The following is a 19711-nucleotide window of genomic DNA, read 5'->3' as shown; positions in this document are numbered from 1 at the left end:
CAGCATAATCAGCTATCACCGCCATTGTTATTCCTCATCTCGTCGTACTTAGCGCGGACTATTTGTATATCCTGCCACATCAACCATTTAGGACTACCTTTTTCTTTGGAAGGATTACGCAGCAAGTAGGATGGATGAAAAATCGGCATACACAAACGCCCTTGCCACTCCATCCATTGACCCCGAATTTTAGTAATTCCTCGTTTATCTCCTGTGATACCTTTGACTGCTGTTGCACCTGTCAACAAAATAATCTTAGGGTCAACAAGACGAATTTGTTCTAATAAATACGGTAAACAAGCCGCCATTTCATCAGGAGTAGGAACTCGATTACCAGGAGGCCGGCATTTATTAATATTACCGATATATACATCATGCTCGGTACTTAAATTTACAGATGCCAGGATTTTCTCTAGCAACTGCCCCGACCTACCAACAAAGGGTAAACCAGTTTCGTCCTCACTTTGACCTGGTGCTTCTCCAATAATCATAATTGGTGCTTTGAGATTGCCTCGGCCGACAACGGCGTGAGTGCGGGTGTTACCCAATTCACAGCGATGGCACTGATTGCAATGTTGTGCCAACTCAGTGATATGGGTGTATGTTCCAGGCGGAACAGGAATTTTGGCATCTGTAGGAATCAGCTCTTTTTGGTTAAAGTTTGATTCTTCGTTAAAGAGGCTGAGTTGGATATCGCTGCTCATGAAAATCTAGATAATGGAGTCAGCACCAGTAAATTTGTCTAAATTTGAATAAATATTTTTCAGACAGAATATTGATACTGAATACTAAGAGTGAGTAGACCCTTATTGTATCAGTGAATTTCCGGCATGATGCAGTTAAGGTGAGTGAACTGGCAGCACAGTTAATAGGTTCTTGGCAACTTTTGGTGATCTTAGCCGGGGGAAGGCAGAGGGCAGAGGGCAGAAGGCAGAAGTCGGAAGAGTAGAAGTAATAATTTCAACCCTTGAGTTTGTTTAAAGTAGCAACTAATATACTTTGCATTTCCTCAACTTCATTTAATACGGGAGTGAAAAGGTCTTTATCAGCTAAATCTACTTCTTTGGCAATGATTAATTGCGTATCAAGTTCTCTCAAAGAACCTAGCGCAATATGTAAAAACTGGATATATTCTGGTTTGGAACGCCTACCATAGCCTTCAGCTATATTAGACGCTACAGATACGGATGAACGGCGTATTTGACTAGTTAAACCGTACAATTCTGACTGAGGAAATAGGCGGGTAAATTTATAACAATTGATAGCAAGTTGAACTGCCCTTTGCCAGATAAACTGATTTCTATAACTCATATAATCAAGTGTAAATTGTCAAAATTTTCTTTTCAAATAGCCAACAGAAATCGTCGTTCTAGTAAGTCTATCTTGGCGCGACCATACATCTGCCGTTTTAACATTTTCAGTCGATTAATATGCCCTTCAACTGGGCCATTACTAACTGACATAGTTACACCTGCTTTCACAGCATCGTAGTCAGACTCTAAACTAACAGCAAAGGAGCGCAACAAAGAAACCAAGCTGTTTTTAGCTTTGTTTAACCAAGCATCGAGCTGCTCAGGCAGGCGTTGACGCACAAGAGATGCAAACTGTTGTGCTAGTTCAATAGCTGACTTCAAATCCGAATGGGCTTTTTGTAGTTGAGCGATGACTTCACGCTCATTAGGCTGTATTAATTCTGGTCGTCGCAAGACTAAAGCTGTGACGCGACTGGGGGTGAGAGGACGATGGGCGCAAGAGCTAACCCTGGGGGAAGCGTTTTTTCTTGAACCTTTTGCTGGCTCAAATCCGGGCAAGGTCTTGAGATAACGAGTGAAGCGAGCGACCGTGGCATAACTACCGGTATAGCCGCAGGTGCGAATTTCTTCAAACAGTTCTTGGGTGTTGTGGTTCCCGCTATTCCAGCGACTGAGGAGGTAATCATGATAAGGGTTGAGAAGACTCAGACCGTGGTCGCTACGTTCACGACGTTCGGTAAAAGTTGAGCTACGCAAGTAATTGAATACGGTAGTTTTAGAAACTCCCAGCTCTTGAGCGATTGCTAGCCCTGATAAGCCAATAGACCGCAGTCTCCAAACTTGCTCATGGATTTCTCTGCGTCTATCCCGTGCTTTGGCGGATTGAACTTTTCTTTTTAAAGATGTGTTTTGGGGAAACCTTGGCACAACTGGACTCTTATTAGTCTCAGCAATCATGGAAAGGTTGTTTGCTGTTTCCACCTCTAAATGCACTTTAGTATCAGTATTAAAGACTTGTTTTTCCACTTCTTTTAGTGTTTTGGCGTGATTACCAAAGACTTGATAAAGCGTTTGAGATAAGTTCTGCAATAGATGAAAGCGGTCTGCAACTTGAATGGCTTCTGGCGCACCTTGGCGAATACCACTTTCATAAGTTTTTGACCGATCTCGTGAGACGACTTTGACACCAGGGTGAGCTTTTAACCATTCTGCCAAAGTTTCAGCCTTTGCATCTTTGAGTAGAGCAATTGGTCGTCTGCGTTCGAGATCAATTAGTGCTGTGCCGTAAGTTTTACATTTACGAAAACAAAAGTCGTCTACCCCAAGAGTATGTGGCGTTACGATGGGTGGTAGTGGAATTGAGCGGACTAAATTTAATAGCGTGTTGCGAGAAACTTTTATCCCCAAGTCCTGTGAGAGTCTTACCCCTGCTGCACCACCATTAGCTAAACCAATCGCACTCAGTCTTTGAGCTAAACGTAGAGTTCTTCTCGCCCAAGGTGCGGTAACATTGGTCAGCCTTTCTGCAAAAATGCGCCGTTTACACAATTTATTAAGGCAAAAAAACTTCCGCACCCTTAACTGTAAAGTAATGCTGTAATCAGCCCAGGGTAAATCTGCTAACTTTCGCTCATAGCGACTATGAATTTTATGAGTTGGTTGGTTACAAACTGGACAATTAACTACTCTATTGATAGCAGAAACAATCAACTTTATCTGAGTTTTTATCTCGTCAAGAATGCAATTTTCAAGTTTCAGGTTTGCTGAATCTGGTAATAGATAACTTAGCACTGACATAACCAAGCTGAGGCTTATCCCTCAAATGTTTGATGGAGTGAAGTTTGACGTATCTCAATTATATCTTTCTAACTTCTGCCTTCTGCCTTCTGCCCTCTGCCTTCCCCCAACCAAGATCACCAAAAGTTGCCAAGAACCAGTTAATAATTCAAAATTCAAAAATAAATTTCCCCAGGCCTTTCAACACCAGAAACCGCGCCAACGGCTAACATAAACTTCCCTGTAACCTGTCACCTGTCACCTGTCACCTGTCACCTGTTTCCTGCTGATATTGCATAGCTTTAGCATAATCACCCAAGGCATAACAAGCAATTTTCAAACTAGACAGGGTTTGTTCTTCAACACGACGGTCTTTGAGGCTTCTGGCTAACAACAAGCGGGCTTCATAATATGTAATTGCTCTGCTGTGGTCGCCTAAAGCTTCACAAGCGACACCGAGGCTAGCAAGGGTCTGTTCTTCACTACGCTGATCTTTGAGTTGTTTGGCTAACTGTAAACGCTTCTCATAATACTTAATCGCTTTGGCGTAATTGCCTATGGCATAGCAAGCATTACCCAGATTTTTTAGTACCTGGGCAGCACTACGAGGATTATTCAGGGAAAGAGCTATTTTGACGCACTTTTCATAATAAGCGATCGCCTTTGGGTAGTTGTCCAAGGCATACCAAGCATTACCTAAATTCTTTAAAACTTGTTCAACACCCCAGTTATCTCGCAATTCCTGGACAATTTCTAAGCTTTGCTCTTGATATCCAATTGCTCGTGTTAAGTTACCTGTAGCTTTATACACCAATCCCAAATTATTCAAGGCGGCAACTTGACTGCGTTTATCTTGTAGCTGTTGAGTTAATTGCAAGCACTCTTCTAGAAATTCCATCGCTTGGTTATAGTTATTCAGGTGACGGTAAGCATTACCCAAATGGGAAAGCACTTGCATCCGTACTGATAGGTCTGATGTACCCTGTAAAGCTAAACACTTTTGCGCGTAAGTAATAACACTTTTATAATCCCCAGAAGTGTAAGCTAGTAGTGCTAACAAAGACAGCACTTGCTCTTGTTGTTGCACATTTCCAGCCAGTTGAAACATCTCTAGGGATTGCTGGAACAATTTCATCGCTGCCATTACATCCCCAGCTTGCTGGTATTGAACACCTTGCCGCAATAACTGGTATGCTTTTGATAATTGATTGTCACTCTCTTGAGCCTGTAGTAATTCCTCCGGCAAACCTTGGTCAAATTCATGGGTAATTGTGTTGCGTTTGACTTGTTTCAAATAGTTTGCAACTTCCACAGGAACTGTATTTTTAATGTTATTGTTCCATTCACCTTGTGACATTGACCAATTCCTGTTAACTGAGGAGATACCTATAGTGTTCCCAAAAATTAATGATTCATTTCACAAAGGTGGGGCATTGGGCATGGAGTTGACCCTCCGAATTTTAGATTTTGGATTTTGGATTTTGGATTATTAGGGGTACAAGCCCCGTCCCACAGAATTTTGGATTTTGGATTTGAAATTTTGGATTTAATCTAAAAGACGCTACGCACAGTCGCTCTAAGCGCAGCTATGCCGCAGGCTTTACGCTACGCTATCGCAAATCTAAAATCCAAAATTGCTTGACTCATACTCAATCAGACATTGAAGGATTAGCAATGCAGAGAAAATTAGAACCAGAAGTGATGGATAGCTGGGAAGAAGCAATTGAGTATGATGCTATGGATTTCACAGAAGTAAATACTGCTTTTGCGGAAGAAGCCGTTATTCTCGGCCCGCCAGCACAAGGACTGGTGTTAGATGCTGGTACTGGCCCTGGTAGGATTCCTATTTTGATGTGTAAAATCCGTCCTCAGTGGCAATTTATTGCTATTGATATGGCTAAAAATATGTTGCAAATTGCTGCCAATAATGTGCAGCAGGCTGGTTTGCAATCACAAATTCGCCTGGAATTGGTAGATGCGAAAAACTTACCTTATGGGGATGACATTTTTGATTTGGTTGTCTCTAATAGTCTTGTCCACCATTTACCCAATCCCCTGCTGTTCTTTAAAGAATTACAGCGCGTTACCAAACCAAACGGCGGAATTTTTCTGCGCGATTTATTTCGTCCACAGGATGAAGCAACTATCAATGCTTTAGTGACAAGCATTGGTAACGAATACAACGACGATCAAAAGAAATTATTTCGAGATTCTCTTCATGCTGCACTGACTTTAGATGAGGTGAATCAGCTAATTACTACAGCTGGTTTAGTTGGATTGCAGGTTTATCAATCAAGCGATCGCCATTGGACTGCTAAACGCAGTTGGACTCCAACTCATTAAGAATATCGAGGTTGTGAGATTAATTCAGCCAGTTTCATCTATTCATCGGTGTTTTAGTATTCCACACTTCTTCAAATTCTGCCTGAGTAATACCAAATTCTTGTAAATCCTTTTTTTCTAGCGGTTTATCGCATAACATCCCATAGCTATCTGCAAAATGCTTGTAGTCATAGGATAAGACGTTGCCATTCTCATAAACTTCTATTTGTCTGGTAGCATATAAATCATTCTCTACTGCCGTCACTTCCATAAAGTAGGTGCTGGTACCCCAAGTATCAAACTCTCCGCCAAGGGTTTCATCCCAGAACCACTTACAATATCTCTTGTCATGAGCTAGTGAAGTCATAATTTCTTTACTCCTATAAGGAAATATTTGCCAGCTACTCCAACGAATATACTTTACATATATATTAAGTAGGCATATATAAGGAGAAAATAAATAAAGCTAATAACTCATTAATGGCAGTTTATCTAACCAAAGTGTCTGAGTATAAATATTAATTTTCTTGATAGAAACAGCTTTTGGCGATTAAACTATCTTAACATTTTGTAATAACAAGCATTAACCCTAAAAATATTAATGTACAGTAGTGTTTCTGACTTTGGTGTTGTCTGTTGTTCGCAGTATTTCTCTCACTTCCATTAAAATTATGCCCAACATATTTTTACCACTACCATCAGCACCGCAACCCCAGTAATAGTCAATGGGTGAATTCTCAACAATTTCCTCATTACCAGTGGCAAGTAAAATTTCTTTAATATCTGCATGGGTAGCAAATTTGCATAACACCGCTTCCCTCATGATATTATCTTTTACTTGTTCCCAGTCAGGACGTAGAGGACGTTTTCTTTCACGTCCCATATTGGCTGCTTGTTTGGGAGTTTTCGCTAGGCGAATTTGTTCTACATGAAGCGTACCTACAAACTTTTGGGCTTGAAAATAGTGTTCGCTCGTATACCAATATAAATCATCCAACACAAATCCGTGGGCAGAGAAGTTGGAGAAACAACCATACTGTTCATTAACGGTATAAAAATATATGGTCATTGTGTGTACACGGTAGATTGGTAAGTTAAGACATAGAACTAAGTTAGTCTACAATTATAGGACTTATGCAACTGGCGCACCCTACAAGATAGGTTGAGTGTGACACCTGCGTAAGTCCTGAATTATAAGCTTTTGCTCTTTTTAATAGCAAACATTAATTAGGTTACTAATTAAGTTCTGTTTTAATGGGCAAGATAATTATAAAGTCAGTACCTTGAGATGGTTCAGATAATACTTCTATTTTACCTTGGTGTTTTTCAATGATTTTGTAGCATATACTCAAGCCTAAACCTGTACCTTTGCCGACTGGCTTAGTTGTGAAAAAAGGATCAAACAATCTTTTGATAATCTCTGGTGGAATTCCCGGCCCGTTATCATGAATTTGTACTTTGATATGGTTGTGATCTAATTTAGTTGTCAATATAGTAATTTGTTTGTTAACTTGGTTACTGTAATCTAGTAAAGCATCTATTGCATTACTAATGATATTCATAAAAACTTGGTTGAGTTGCGCTGGATAACATTCAATTAATGGTAATTTTCCATATTCTTTAATTACTTCAACTCCTAATTTCAACCGATAATTAAGAATTAAGAGAGTATTATCAATACCTTCATGAATATCTACATCTTTCATATCAGCTTCATCTAAACGGGAGAAGTTACGCAGAGATAAGACAATTTCTCTGATACGTTGAGCGCCCATTTTCATAGAAGCGAGGAGATTTACTAAATCTTTGCTAATAAAGTTGAGGTCAATTTCTTCTATTGTATCTGCAATGATAAAATCTGGATCAGGATACTGTTGCTGATATAAGTTTACTAAATGTAGTAAATCCTTGATATAACCATCTGCACATTCAATATTGCCATAAATAAAATTAACAGGATTATTAATTTCGTGGGCTATACCTGCAACCATTTGCCCAAGGGATGACATTTTTTCTGTTTGAATAAGTTGTCCTTGGGTTTCTTGTAATTCTTTTAGTGTTATTTTTAATTCTTGAGTACGTTCTTCTACTCGCTGTTCTAAAGTATGTTGAGCTTGTTGCAGTTCATGAGTACGTTCTTCTACGCGTTGCTCTAAAGTTTGGCGTGAAATTTCCAAAGCTTCCGTATAATCTCCCACCCATTCTACTAATTGATTTAAAGAATTTGCTAGAGTTCCTATTTCATCATGACTACTAATCTTAGCTCTGAGTCGAAAATTTGATTCTTGAGTAATTTTTTTGGCAATGTTTGTCACTGATTGTAGGGGACGAGCAATTAAACGACTGGTTAACAAAGCAATCATTGCTGCGATCGCAGTAGATAATAATATACTGATACCAACCAACTGTAATCTTAAATTCCTGGCATCATTAAAACTCTTACTGGCTTGCTGTTGTTGTTTTTCTGCATAGATAATCATTTGAGTTAATTCATCTGATTTTTGCTCAAATGTAACATCAATATTAATAATTTCCTTTTCTTTCAGAAAAGATAAGAGCTTGTTTAAGGGTAAATCATTTGATTCTATGGATTCTATTTCTTTCCAGAGGTGTTGAATATTTTTATTATATAATTCTATATTTTCTTTATATGCTTTTAATAGATTATGGAAAGTTTGAAAATCCGTTGCTAAATCTTGGGAATGATTATTAGCAAAGTTCTCTATTTCGGATAATTGCTGCTTAATATGATTAACATCTGTCAAAAATCTATTTTTTTCAAACTCTAACCAAACTGAATCTTCTAGAACGCTAAATAATCTTTGAGGATGTAATCTAGCTCTTGTTACATCATTCTCTAAATCTTTTAAAAGATATTGCTGCTGATAAGATAAGTTTAATTTTTTGTAAGCGGCTAGTTCATAATAGTATGCAATCAATGAACCGCTAATTATGCCTATTAAAGTAGTGCCAATAACAATAGTATAGCTATAACCAATTTTTTTAGTGATACTCCAATTATAGCTAAAACCACTTACTAAACGCAGACAATTATTTCTTAATTTATTGAAGCTAATATCTATCATTAATTTAAGGCGGACACTATTACGCTATTTTAAGAAACTGTCTTGTCCAATCTTTTGATAAACTTCACGAATCATATTATAATCAGCATCATTTGCTATAGTCATTTGACTGCCTACATACTTACGATTAGCCTGAGCAGTTACCATACTTTGAATGAGTTTATCTTGATTTTTCAGCATCTGCGATCGCAGGTTTTCTACAAAGCTAGATGCTAATTGATTACTAACAACAAAGACATCGCTGGGTAGTTCCGGTCCTTTGAGGATTATTTTAAAATCTGTATCTAATAAACCTTCAGATTCTAGAACATTTTTGTATCTATCAGATGATAAAGCCCAAGCATCGACTTCACCTGTTTTTAAGGCTTTTCCTCCTTTGTTATCTAACATGACAGTTTTGAAATCAGTTTTGGGATCTAATCCTGCTTCTATTAGTAAACTGGTAGGTGCAATATGTCCAGAAGTTGAGCCTATTTTACGCATAGCAATTGTTTTGCCTTTTAATTGATCTAATGTTTTAATGTTGCTATCTGCACGCACAACAAAAATAGGATGGTAATTTTTACGTTTAACTCCAACTACAGGAACTGCTTTAGCCCTAGAATGTAAAATTAGGTACTCTGATGGTCCTGCAAATGCAATATCTAAATTCCCTGATAATAAGGCTGGTGCTGCTGCTGTGGGGTTTTCTACAGGGAATAATTCTATTTTAATGCCTAATATTGCTTCTAAAACCGTACAAAATTCTCCAAAATCTCTTTTTAAATCTTCAATTCCAGTCACATCTGTAACAGCAAACTTTAGGGCTTTAGGTAACTTAGATGATTGTTCGGAACCATTATTAATAGCACTTGTACTTGCTGTACAGCCAGTAATAAACAAGAATGAATACTTAATTAAATTACGCCGTTTCATAGCTGTATTTTTAGACAAAAATTAATATTTGTTGGCGATACGACAAAAATTATAAGTCTGAATAATTTTGAAGACTTCTGTGATAGTACGGAAAATAAATTGAGTTGATTTAGGTTAAGAGGAGGTTATTAAAGTAATATAAGAAAATAGATGAGCTTATTCACGTTTATTTGATAAGTAAACATGAGGCAATTAATTTAAAAATTAAATCGACAAGTTCAATAAAATTATTGTCGATATATAGCAGTCATAAATTATGCGTGAGCAACAATATCCCCGACTTCTCAAATTACGTCGGGGATCTGAATACCGCTAATTTTCACGATTTCCAGAAATTAAATATGCGTTTCCCAAAAGCCTTGTTATTTAGCTGCAACTTGCTGTATGGCTTCAAGCGATCGCACTTACCCCCGCGAAATCCTACTCTGATCAACTTTTTATTGATTTTCTTGAGAATATAGTCCTCCCACCATCTTAGGGGCGGTAGAATAGAGGTTATTTTCGTAGCTTCAAAATTACAACTATGGCAATGTCTTCTACACTGCAAAGTGCATTTACTAACCGTCGTGTTCTCAAAGTCATTAGCGGTTTGAACAACTTTGACACTGATCATGTCGCAGCCGTTGTGAAAGCAGCAGAACTTGGTGGTGCAACTTTTGTAGATATTGCAGCTGATCCTGTTTTAGTACAACTAGCCAAAAAAATAATTAACCTACCCGTTTGCGTATCAGCCGTAGAACCAGAAAAATTCGTCTTAGCAGTAGCTGCTGGTGCAGATTTGATTGAAATCGGTAACTTCGATACTTTCTACGCTCAAGGACGCAGATTTGAAGCAGAGGAAGTGCTAGCGTTAACACGTCAAACCCGCGCTCTGTTACCTGAAATTACCTTATCTGTGACTGTTCCCCACATTCTAGAACTAGATCAACAGGTACAACTGGCAGAAGAATTAGTGAAAGCTGGTGCAGATATTATCCAAACCGAAGGCGGTACTAGCAGCCAACCAGTTCACTCTGGAACTTTGGGATTAATTGAAAAAGCTGCTCCCACTTTAGCGGCAGCCTATGAAATTTCTCGTGCTGTATCAGTTCCAGTATTGTGTGCTTCTGGCATCTCCAACGTCACAGCACCACTAGCGATCGCATCTGGTGCAGCTGGTGTGGGTGTCGGTTCAGCTATCAACCAACTTAACAGTGAAGTAGCAATGATTGCTGCTGTTCGCGGCTTAGTTGAAGCTTTAGCGAATACAAAAGTGTTGGCTAATTAGTGCTGAGTGGGGCATGGGGAATTAGATTTTTCTTCCCCTGCCTCCCCTGCTTCCTCTACACCAAAATATCCTTCAAAGCATAAATTACCTGCTCTTGCTGCTGGGTTGTTAGTTCTGGGAACATCGGCAAAGATAAAACCTCATTGCAAGCTTGCTCTACTGTGGGTAATTGTCCTGGTTGATAGCCTAGATGTTGATAGGCTGGTTGTAGATGTAAAGGGTAAGGATAGTAAACCATTGAACCTATCCCCTTTTCTTGCAATTGATTGCGTACTGAGTCACGATATGTGGCGCTAGCACCGTTACGTCCTTCGTTTGATACGCGGATAGTGTATTGATTCCACACGCTTACCCCACCCGCTAATGGTTGCGGTGGGATGATACCAGGAATTTGATTGAGGAATTGCTGGTAATATGCGGCGATCGCTTGACGTTGCTGATTCCATGTATCGAGATAACGCAGCTTAATCTGTAAAATTACAGCTTGGATGGCATCCAAGCGGCTATTTACACCTATTTCCTCATATTGATAGCGATTCTTCTGCCCATGCTCTTTAATGATCCGTACCTTAGCAGCCAGTGCTGGATCATTGGTGGTAATTGCTCCACCGTCGCCACAAGCTCCTAAATTTTTAGTAGGGTAGAAACTAAAGCAACCAATATGTCCAATGCTACCGACTTTTTGCTCACCCCAAATGGCTCCTGTAGACTGAGCGCAATCTTCAATTACTGCTACATTGTGAGATTGGGCGATCGCCATCAGTGCCGTCATATCCACAGGTTGTCCGAATAGGTGAACTGGGATAATTGCCTTGGTTCGGGGTGTAATAGCTGCCGCTACTTGCTGTATATCCAGGTTAAACGTCGTCGCATCAATATCAACAAACACTGGCTTGGCACCAACAGCACTGATAACTTCCACCGTGGCGACAAAGGTAAAAGGTGTAGTAATCACTTCATCGCCTGCACCAATTTCTAAAGCGCGTAGTGCTAGATATAACGCATCTGTACCAGAGTTACAGGCTACACAATCAGTCACACCATGATAGGCAGCAAACTGTTGCTCAAAGCTGTCAACTAAAGGGCCACCAATATAACGTCCAGATGCTAGAACCTCTACAACGGCAGCACTCACTTCTGCTTCTAGAGCAGTATATTGCTGCTTAATATCAAATGCAGGAATAAAATTTATGCTTGGGATCATAAGTTTTCATTTTATATGAAGATACAAAGAACATATTGTGACTGTCAATTGGTGCTAATAAAATTTTTCATCAAAAAACCATAATAAGACTGTGACCTCAAACACATATTAAACAGAGTTTTTACTGAAATTATTGTAGATGTTTGGTTAACCAAGAGTGATGATGTACCAACCAAGAAGCCACTCCTCAAATTAATGTTCCCCATATGTAAACTGTGATGAGTGGGAAATTCTAAAAACAGTCCCACTAGCGGCGCACCAACTACTACGAAGGAACGAAAAACTTTTTCCTCCCCTACACCCTTAAACCCCTATACCCCTCTTAAAAGGTAGAGAACCCATGCAGGATTTGATTAAGTTGGACTTGGTTGATTTGGCTATTGCTGTAGGATTAATGGCGATCGCAATTGGTTTATCTGCCTGGGAAAGATTAGGACTAGAGTTAAACTTAGCGATCGCTACTGGCAGAAGCATCCTACAATTAGCTGTTTTGGGATACGTTTTAGACTTCATCTTTGCTTTGGACAATCTTTGGGCGGTTTTGGTGTTTTTAGCAGTGATGTTAACGATTACGGCGATTGTCGCACGAAATCGCATCAGTCAAAAAATTCCCTATGTATTACCTTTAGTTTGGGGTGCAATGTTCCTGAGTACCTTCCTCACACTGGTTTACACTAACTTCTTAATTATTCAACCAGATAGATGGTACGAACCGCGCTATATAATTCCTTTGGCTGGGATGGTTTTAGGTAATGGGATGAATGCAGCTGCGATCGCTGGGGAACGTTTGGTGAATAATATGAACACCTTTCCCACGGAAATCGAAACTCACTTAAGTTTGGGTGCAACACCCCAGCAAGCAACTAACCAGTACCGTAAAGAAGCCATTAGAGCCGCCTTACTTCCCACTATCAATCAGATGATGCTCTTAGGTATGGTAGCCATACCCGGAATTACCACCGGACAGTTACTTGGCGGTGTCACTCCCTCCGAGGCTATCTCCTACGAAATTTTGATTATCTTGATAGTTGCAGTTGCCAATTTATTAATAACAGTGTTAATTACCAAAGGATTGTGTCGTCAGTTCTTTAACTCTGCCGCACAGTTGATCAGGTAAATATTTTGACTAATGCTAATTATCAAGATTTAGGAATCAGGAGTCAAAATCTGGTATAAAATCTTGTTGCTGGTAAGTTCTGGCTCCTACATTCTGCCTCACTTCTCCAAATGCACTTCTCTGAGCTAATACCAATATCAAAATAAATAATAACAACAATTAAACTTCTGTGACAACTCCAAAAACCCAAAACTTACCTTTTAGTTTAGCTCTAATTTCTATTATTTCTTTGGCAGTTTTAAATTTTGAATACACTAAGCCTGTAGTCCCTATTTTTGGCTTTCATGGTATTGTAGATACTAAAAATAATATTATTAATGCAGAAGTAATGCACTACTCTAAACCAGAATTAGAAAAATTTTTAGAGTATTTAGTTTTGCATGATTATTGGTTTCTAACAACTCAGGATTTATATGATTTTTTCTTAACTAAATCGCAACCAATTCCTGCGGAGCGTGAGAAACAAAAGCCCATCATGATTTCCTTCGATGATGGTTATAAATCAGTGCATACCAAATTACTTCCTATTCTCTACAAACTAGAAAAAAAATATAAAACCAAGGTAAAGGTTGTTTTATTTATCAATCCAGGTCAATTAGCTCATCAGGAAAATAGTAATTCTAACAAATTAGGATGTCTGGAATTAAGGGAAGGTTTAAAAGCAGGTTTTTATGATATTCAATCTCATGGATTAAATCATAAAGATTTAACAAAATTATCACGTCGAGGATTAGTCAATGAATTATTAAAAGCCAGAACTATCTTAAGGAAATGTACACAAGATTTAGATCCAAAGCAAAAAGTCGCATCTCATTTTGCTTATCCCTTTGGAACTACTAATAAACAGGTAGAAGCATATGTATATAAATATTATTTATCTGGTTATTTATATAACAATGAGATATTAAATCATAGTTGCTTAAAAAATCATTATCAAATTCCTCGTCTAATTGTGAATCGGCAAATATCAACTCAAAAACTTATACAAATGACTGAAGCAAGCTTTTCTATGAATCATAAGCAATATGAAAAATGCTATTAATATCTGGTGACAGGTGATAGGTGACAGGTGACAGGTGATAGGTGATAGGGAAGAAAGATTATCAGGCTGACTGAATTTTTATGCGCTAGTGAATAAAAGCTGAGTACACATCAATTATGCCTATTGCCTATTGCCTGAAGAAATAGGTAAGTGACGAAGAACTTCAGCGATTGACCAAGCCTGGGCTACGGCTCCTCTGGCTTGATGAGGTGGATCGCCATCAAAAATTTCCGAAATAGAACCAATGCAAGCATCATTTAGCAAGTGTTGTAGCAGGGGTTGCCAATCAAAAGGCAGTGGTTCTTGAGGGAGAAAACGCTGCCAAGCACGGATAAAGGGGCCAATTAGCCAAGACCAAACAGTACCTTGATGGTAAGCGCGATCGCGTGTTTGTGAGTTACCTAAATATTTACCTATATATTCTGGATCATTTGGGTCAAGGCTACGAAGTCCATAAGGAGTCAGCAGGCGATCAGTTGCCACATTGATAATTTGACAACCCTGTTCTGGAGTAAATCCACAATGGTAAAGTGACAACGCTAAAACAGCATTGGGGCGAATTTGAGCATTGCGGCGATCGTCAAAATCAATAGTGTCGTACAAATAGCCCAATTGCGGATGCCAAAATTTTTGCAGAGAAGCTTTTACCTGTTGTGCTTGTTGAGCATAACGCCGAGCCTGTTTAGCTAACCGCGTTGCATCCCCTACTTCCAACTGACTCAAGCGTTCTGCCCAGGTACTCATCCAACACAAAGCAGAGTACCACAAAGCATTAATTTCTACTGCTTTGCCAGGACGAGGCGTTACAGGTTCTCCTCCTACCACCGCATCCATCCAAGTTAAAGCCACATTAGGCGCATCCCAACCCAACAGTCCATCAGTAGCATCAACTTGGATGTTGTAACGCGTACCACCGACAAAAGCTTTATGGATTTGTTGCACCACAGAAAACTGCTCAGATAAAAATTGCCAGTCTTGGGTAGCTTCTAGGTACAGTCCTAAAGTTTCAATCCACCACAAGGCCGCATCAATGCTGTTGTAATAAGGTTCACTGTCAACATCAGGAAAAGTATTAGGTATCAGTCCGTAACGACAGTAACGCCCAAAGGTTTGTAACAATCCTTTTGCGAGGTCAAAGCGTTGTGGTACTAACGTTAAACCCGGCAAAGCAATTAAAGTATCCCGTCCCCAATCGTTGAACCAGTGATAACCAGCAATCACCGTAGGACCAGCAATGGAAGCACGATGGACAATAAATTGATCGCCTGCTTTGAGTAGTTGCCGCCAAATTGGGGATGAGGGGGATGAGGAAGAAATTGTTAAACAATCTTCCTCTTCTCCCGCTACTTCCTCATCTCCCCCATCTCTTTCTACTTCCCACCCAAAAATCTCAGACAATCGCTCTTGCTCTGCCTCTAAAGCTTCCGCAAACGTATCCGGGGTAAGAACATCTAGTGGCTGTTCAGGCAAACCCACGCGTGCTTCTAGAGTGACTGCATCCCCTGGCTTGAGAGTAACTGTTAAATAACCAGGGCTGTAGAGGTCTTCGCGATCGCCTAATCCTCGTTGTGTTTCTTCTGGTAATTTATAATACCAGTACCAAACACCATCTGCTTGATATTCTCCTTGTGTCCAGCGCAACTGCCAAGGTGTACCAAAGCGTCCAGATATCATTGCTTGCAGGTACACTTGTTGATGTCCTAGCAGTTGAGAAAATTGTAAATTTGTACTAGCAGTTTGTTGACTATGAAAGTCGCGATCGGCTATCAGCAGTCGCAGCCTTAACACGGCAGTTTCTCTACCTTCATAACGATATTGAATCAACAGGCGATGGCTCATTTGTGAGTCGTGAGGATTTGTTTCTTCCCTAATCCCCCCTATACCCACACCATGAGGCATCAACAACTGTCTACTGAGTTGCCAGTCATCTTCACCCCAAATCCATTTGGGAACTGGGTTAATATCGAAGGAGTGCAGCAGTTTGTAGCCTGTCAGATCAATATTACCTGTACCCCAAATATTCGTTCCCAGTGACACAACTTTCCCGGAAACTTCCAAGCTAGCTTCTAGGTGCGACAACAACAGGGTGCGGCCAGTCGGTGGATTTGTGGCGGCAAATAGCCAACCATGATATGTTCTTGTCCGCGCATCACCAACAGTACCACTGGCAAAACTACCTAAGCCATTGGTCAATAACCATTCTCTTGTATCTAAATCTGGCATTTGCTACTCAAAATCGTTATGACTATGATATAGTCGTAACAGATCGTAATCAAACTGTGACACAGCTTGGATGGGTAAGTTTCAGCTGACCCAAACTCCAACGCTAGAAAACGGATATAAGTTGAAGGAGATAATAGTTAAATGTCCATCACTTACGGAACAGAAGGAAGCCTCCGCGTTGGTCAACAGGCTCCTGATTTTACAGCAACTGCTGTAGCAGATCAGGAATTCAAGACAATCAAGCTTTCCGACTATCGCGGTAAGTATGTTGTCTTGTTCTTCTACCCCCTAGACTTTACCTTTGTTTGCCCCACTGAAATCACAGCATTTAGCGATCGCTACGAAGAATTTAAGAAAATTAACACCGAAATTCTGGGTGTTTCCGTTGATAGCGAATTTTCTCACCTAGCTTGGATTCAAACAGATCGCAAGTCTGGTGGTGTTGGCGACCTCAATTATCCCCTAGTTTCCGATATCAAAAAAGAAATTAGCGCCGCTTACAACGTTTTAGATCCAGCAGCAGGTATTGCTTTGCGTGGTCTATTCATCATCGACAAAGATGGTGTCATCCAGCACGCTACCATCAACAACCTAGCATTTGGTCGCAGTGTTGATGAAACCCTGCGGACACTGCAAGCAATTCAGTATGTTCAGTCTCACCCAGATGAAGTTTGCCCAGCTGGTTGGCAACCTGGCGACAAAACCATGAATCCTGATCCAGTCAAGTCTAAAGTGTACTTCTCTGCTGTTTAGAAGGCAGAAGGCAGAAGGCAGAAGGCAGAAGGCAGAAGGAAAAAAATTAGAAATTGTTCTACCTGTTTCTAGTCAGTATTTCTGCCTTCACTTCACAAGTTCAATTATTTGAAAAGCCTCATCCTACTTATAGAAGTTTGAAAAAAATAAAATTCCCTCTGACCACAGATGAACAACGATAAACACAGATAGAAAATCGGTGTTAACTCCAGTTTTCATCTGTGATTTTGTATTTAGATTTTTGAATTTGAATTATTTATGCTGACATCAACAGATTTTAGTGGTTTATTTAATGAACGTTTCTTTCGGAACTTTCTACCTATTCCAGCTAGTAATGAGCTAAGGCTAGATGTAGGAACACCAGATTTTCAATTGCCAGATATAACCAACGGTAGCATAGTAAAATTATCAAATTACAGAGGCAAGCAACCTGTTTTACTAGCCTTTACAAGGATTTTCACTGAAAAACAATATTGCCCCTTTTGCTTTCCTCATATCAAAGCTTTAAATGAGAATTATGAGGAATTTACCAAGCGCAATATAGAAGTTTTACTAATAACCAGTACAGACGAAAAGCAAAGTCAAATAGTAGTGAAAGACTTAGGCTTAAAAATGCCCTTATTGAGTGACCCTAGTTGCACGGTATTTCGTAACTATCAAGTAGGACAAGCTTTAGGTGCGCCTTTACCTGCCCAGTTTGTATTAGATCAAGAAGGAAAACTGCGCTACAAGCATTTATTTTCTTTTTTAGATCATAACGCTAGTATTGAAAAATTACTGAGTATGTTCAATCAAAATTAAAAGGCAAAAAGTTTTTGATTTTGCCTTTTATATTTTGACTTTACAATTTAACTTGTTGTAAATGACTACGGGGATTGTAGCTACGAATAGCGCGGATTTTTTCATAGTATTCCCGTTCTTGCTGACTCATGTCTTTCGGTGGTGCGATCGCTACCTTCACAAATTGATCGCCACGTCCACCTTTGGGCAGAGGCCAGCCTTTACCCCGTAAACGTAAGGTTTGACCAGAACGCACTCCGGCTGGTAACTTCACATTCACACTACCATCGGGTGTGGGTACATCAATTGACGCACCTAGAGCAGCTTCATCGGGTGTGATGGGTACTTCACAGACAAGATTATCGCCTTCCATCTGGAAAAACGAATGGGGCTGTAATTCTACCTTGAGATATAAATCGCCTCGTTGTTGAGTCATGGGGTTGAATTGCCCTTTACCTCGCACCCGCAGACGAGTTCCACTTTTTGCGCCGGGTGGAATCCGAACATCTATTGTTTCATTCCCCAGACTAAAACGCTTTTGAGAACCTGCAAAAGCTTCCGCAAATGTCAAATTAATAGTGGCTTCTGTATCTTGTGTACCACCTGCACCTGCTGCACCTACATCTTGAAACCCAAAGTCACCAAAGCCACCATAACCAGCACCAGGTCTAGCTGTAGATGTACGATAAGAGTAACTTTGTCTGCCACCACGAGTAGCACCGCCCCCAAAGCGTCCTAGTAATTCATTGATAAACTCATCAAAAGTACCGTATTGACTAAAGTCAACGCCGCCCATATCGACACCAAAACCGCCGCCAGGGAAGCCGCCTTCACCCACTTGTCGCCAATATTGGCCAAATTGGTCATATTTTTTGCGTTTGTCTGCATCTGACAACACTTCATAAGCTTCGTTCACTTCTTTGAACTTTGCCTCTGCTTGCTTATTACCTGGGTTGACATCAGGGTGATACTTACGGGCTAGTTTGCGAAAAGCTTGTTTAATTTCTTCAGGACTGGCAGTTTTACTAACTCCTAAAATCGCGTAATAGTCCTTGAAGTCGGTTGCAGCCATCTACCAGCCTCCTGTAAAAATTCCTTTAAGTTTTTTTCTAAGATGTGAGATTTTGTGTTTGCTAGGTATAGTGCCAAGCACAAATAATTCTGATTTTAAATTAACAAATAATAAATAAAATCAAGTGTGGTTCCTGCTGATTGCATCAGGGCGATTACCGTACTTTGGGCATGGGGATTGGGGACTGGGGACTGGGGATTGGGGATTAGGTAATATTTATTCTCCTCTGCTCCTCTGCTCCCCCTGCTTCCCCTGCTTCCCCTACACCCCTACACCCCTATTGCTCTCTGAGTAAAAAATTAATTGATCTAGTCCTTCCTCTAAGCTGGGGGGTGCGTCGCGGAGTTGGCGGTGCATTCGTAAGATAATTTCTTCGGGGACTGTGCGATCGCGTTTTTGATTGCGTGCTAAACATAGCCAAACTGGAGTTCTCACCCAAATTCCTGTAATGTGAGTAAAGCCTGAGTCACGGGCAAGAGTAATGATTTCACGACGATGGCGGCGTTGGGCGTTGGTAGCATCAAAAATTGCGGGTTTACCTGTAAAAATAGCTTGCTGAAATTGCCTGATAATCTCCCGCCAAATGAGTATCCATGACCCCTGAATAGCTTCTGAACCAAATAATTGCCCCCGGATGGCATCTGTTGAAATCAGCTGCATCTGGGGGCATTCTGAGACTAATTGTCTTGCTAAAGTTGACTTACCGCTCCCAGGAAGACCAATCAGTAGGATAAGTGCTGTTAGCGGTAGGGGGGCGTTGAGCCAGTGCTGTACTCCTTTGGAGAATCCGTAGGGTGTGCTGAGTAGTGAGTGTTGGGTAGTGAGTGGTAAGTCAGAAGTTATGGATTGAGAGTGATTAGAAGTTGTACTCATCACTAATAACCTTAAACTCAACACTCAT

The 19711-nt window shown here is 40.1% G+C and carries 19 protein-coding genes; 7 read left to right on the top strand and 12 right to left on the bottom strand.

What is annotated here, in order from left to right; translation table 11 throughout:
• Window positions 1-8 precede the first annotated feature (8 nt).
• Complete coding sequence (locus NOS7524_RS18970) at window positions 9-704, bottom strand: uracil-DNA glycosylase (protein ID WP_015140097.1); 696 nt, start codon at window positions 702-704, stop codon at window positions 9-11.
• A 113-nt stretch (window positions 705-817) separates the two neighbouring features.
• On the opposite strand from NOS7524_RS18970, the gene NOS7524_RS31025 reads away from it, so the two are divergent.
• Window positions 818-949 (top strand): hypothetical protein, encoded by a 132-nt coding sequence (locus NOS7524_RS31025; RefSeq protein WP_268741968.1) that lies wholly within the window; start codon window positions 818-820, stop codon window positions 947-949.
• A gap of 11 nt (window positions 950-960) precedes the next feature.
• On the opposite strand, the gene NOS7524_RS18965 is transcribed toward NOS7524_RS31025, so the two are convergent.
• From NOS7524_RS18965 to NOS7524_RS18955, 3 genes are all read right to left on the bottom strand, one after another.
• Window positions 961-1311 carry a four helix bundle protein gene (locus NOS7524_RS18965; RefSeq protein WP_015137800.1) on the bottom strand — a complete coding sequence of 117 codons (351 nt, stop codon included), beginning with the start codon at window positions 1309-1311 and terminating at the stop codon, window positions 961-963.
• A gap of 32 nt (window positions 1312-1343) precedes the next feature.
• Window positions 1344-3050, bottom strand: coding sequence for an ISL3 family transposase (locus tag NOS7524_RS18960; RefSeq protein WP_015137799.1), 1707 nt, complete (start codon window positions 3048-3050; stop codon window positions 1344-1346).
• Between the two features lie 244 nt (window positions 3051-3294).
• The gene (locus tag NOS7524_RS18955; RefSeq protein ID WP_015140096.1) at window positions 3295-4386 is read right to left on the bottom strand and encodes a tetratricopeptide repeat protein; all 1092 of its coding nucleotides are present in this window, start codon (window positions 4384-4386) and stop codon (window positions 3295-3297) included.
• A 317-nt stretch (window positions 4387-4703) separates the two neighbouring features.
• On the opposite strand from NOS7524_RS18955, the gene NOS7524_RS18950 reads away from it, so the two are divergent.
• On the top strand, window positions 4704-5372 hold the full coding sequence (locus tag NOS7524_RS18950; RefSeq protein WP_015140095.1) for a class I SAM-dependent methyltransferase: 669 nt from the start codon (window positions 4704-4706) through the stop codon (window positions 5370-5372).
• A gap of 34 nt (window positions 5373-5406) precedes the next feature.
• Here the strand turns inward: NOS7524_RS18950 and NOS7524_RS18945 are convergent, their stop codons facing one another.
• From NOS7524_RS18945 to phnD, 4 genes are all read right to left on the bottom strand, one after another.
• On the bottom strand, window positions 5407-5718 hold the full coding sequence (locus NOS7524_RS18945) for a hypothetical protein (RefSeq protein WP_015140094.1): 312 nt from the start codon (window positions 5716-5718) through the stop codon (window positions 5407-5409).
• Between the two features lie 231 nt (window positions 5719-5949).
• Window positions 5950-6420 (bottom strand): NADAR family protein, encoded by a 471-nt coding sequence (locus NOS7524_RS18940; protein WP_015140093.1) that lies wholly within the window; start codon window positions 6418-6420, stop codon window positions 5950-5952.
• A 166-nt stretch (window positions 6421-6586) separates the two neighbouring features.
• Window positions 6587-8437, bottom strand: a complete 1851-nt coding sequence (locus NOS7524_RS18935) for a sensor histidine kinase (protein ID WP_015140092.1) — start codon at window positions 8435-8437, stop codon at window positions 6587-6589.
• Between the two features lie 24 nt (window positions 8438-8461).
• The gene (phnD, locus tag NOS7524_RS18930) at window positions 8462-9370 is read right to left on the bottom strand and encodes a phosphate/phosphite/phosphonate ABC transporter substrate-binding protein (RefSeq protein ID WP_235622370.1); all 909 of its coding nucleotides are present in this window, start codon (window positions 9368-9370) and stop codon (window positions 8462-8464) included.
• 505 nt (window positions 9371-9875) lie between these two features.
• On the opposite strand from phnD, the gene NOS7524_RS18925 reads away from it, so the two are divergent.
• Window positions 9876-10619: a DUF561 domain-containing protein gene (locus tag NOS7524_RS18925; RefSeq protein ID WP_015140090.1), complete on the top strand. Its 744-nt coding sequence runs from the start codon at window positions 9876-9878 to the stop codon at window positions 10617-10619.
• Between the two features lie 55 nt (window positions 10620-10674).
• Here the strand turns inward: NOS7524_RS18925 and NOS7524_RS18920 are convergent, their stop codons facing one another.
• Window positions 10675-11823, bottom strand: coding sequence for a DegT/DnrJ/EryC1/StrS family aminotransferase (locus NOS7524_RS18920; RefSeq protein WP_015140089.1), 1149 nt, complete (start codon window positions 11821-11823; stop codon window positions 10675-10677).
• Between the two features lie 340 nt (window positions 11824-12163).
• On the opposite strand from NOS7524_RS18920, the gene NOS7524_RS18915 reads away from it, so the two are divergent.
• Complete coding sequence (locus NOS7524_RS18915; RefSeq protein ID WP_015140088.1) at window positions 12164-12940, top strand: ABC transporter permease; 777 nt, start codon at window positions 12164-12166, stop codon at window positions 12938-12940.
• Between the two features lie 169 nt (window positions 12941-13109).
• Window positions 13110-13982, top strand: a complete 873-nt coding sequence (locus tag NOS7524_RS18910) for a polysaccharide deacetylase family protein (protein ID WP_015140087.1) — start codon at window positions 13110-13112, stop codon at window positions 13980-13982.
• Window positions 13983-14102: 120 nt separating this feature from the next.
• Here NOS7524_RS18910 and NOS7524_RS18905 read toward each other — a convergent pair whose 3' ends face one another.
• Window positions 14103-16205 (bottom strand): amylo-alpha-1,6-glucosidase, encoded by a 2103-nt coding sequence (locus NOS7524_RS18905; RefSeq protein WP_015140086.1) that lies wholly within the window; start codon window positions 16203-16205, stop codon window positions 14103-14105.
• A 141-nt stretch (window positions 16206-16346) separates the two neighbouring features.
• Between NOS7524_RS18905 and NOS7524_RS18900 the strand changes: the two genes are divergently transcribed.
• A complete protein-coding gene (locus NOS7524_RS18900; protein ID WP_015140085.1) occupies window positions 16347-16958 on the top strand; it encodes a peroxiredoxin in 612 nt (203 codons plus the stop codon).
• 258 nt (window positions 16959-17216) lie between these two features.
• Window positions 17217-17759 (top strand): peroxiredoxin family protein, encoded by a 543-nt coding sequence (locus tag NOS7524_RS18895; RefSeq protein ID WP_015140084.1) that lies wholly within the window; start codon window positions 17217-17219, stop codon window positions 17757-17759.
• A gap of 40 nt (window positions 17760-17799) precedes the next feature.
• Here the strand turns inward: NOS7524_RS18895 and NOS7524_RS18890 are convergent, their stop codons facing one another.
• Window positions 17800-18810, bottom strand: coding sequence for a DnaJ C-terminal domain-containing protein (locus tag NOS7524_RS18890; RefSeq protein ID WP_015140083.1), 1011 nt, complete (start codon window positions 18808-18810; stop codon window positions 17800-17802).
• A gap of 261 nt (window positions 18811-19071) precedes the next feature.
• Window positions 19072-19683, bottom strand: a complete 612-nt coding sequence (locus tag NOS7524_RS18885; RefSeq protein WP_015140082.1) for an AAA family ATPase — start codon at window positions 19681-19683, stop codon at window positions 19072-19074.
• Between the last annotated feature and the right edge of the window lie 28 nt (window positions 19684-19711).

It is taken from the genome of Nostoc sp. PCC 7524 (assembly GCF_000316645.1).
GTDB lineage: Bacteria > Cyanobacteriota > Cyanobacteriia > Cyanobacteriales > Nostocaceae > Trichormus.
The sequence above is the reverse complement of the archived record's forward strand: the minus strand, read 5'-3'. Positions and strand labels throughout refer to the sequence as shown.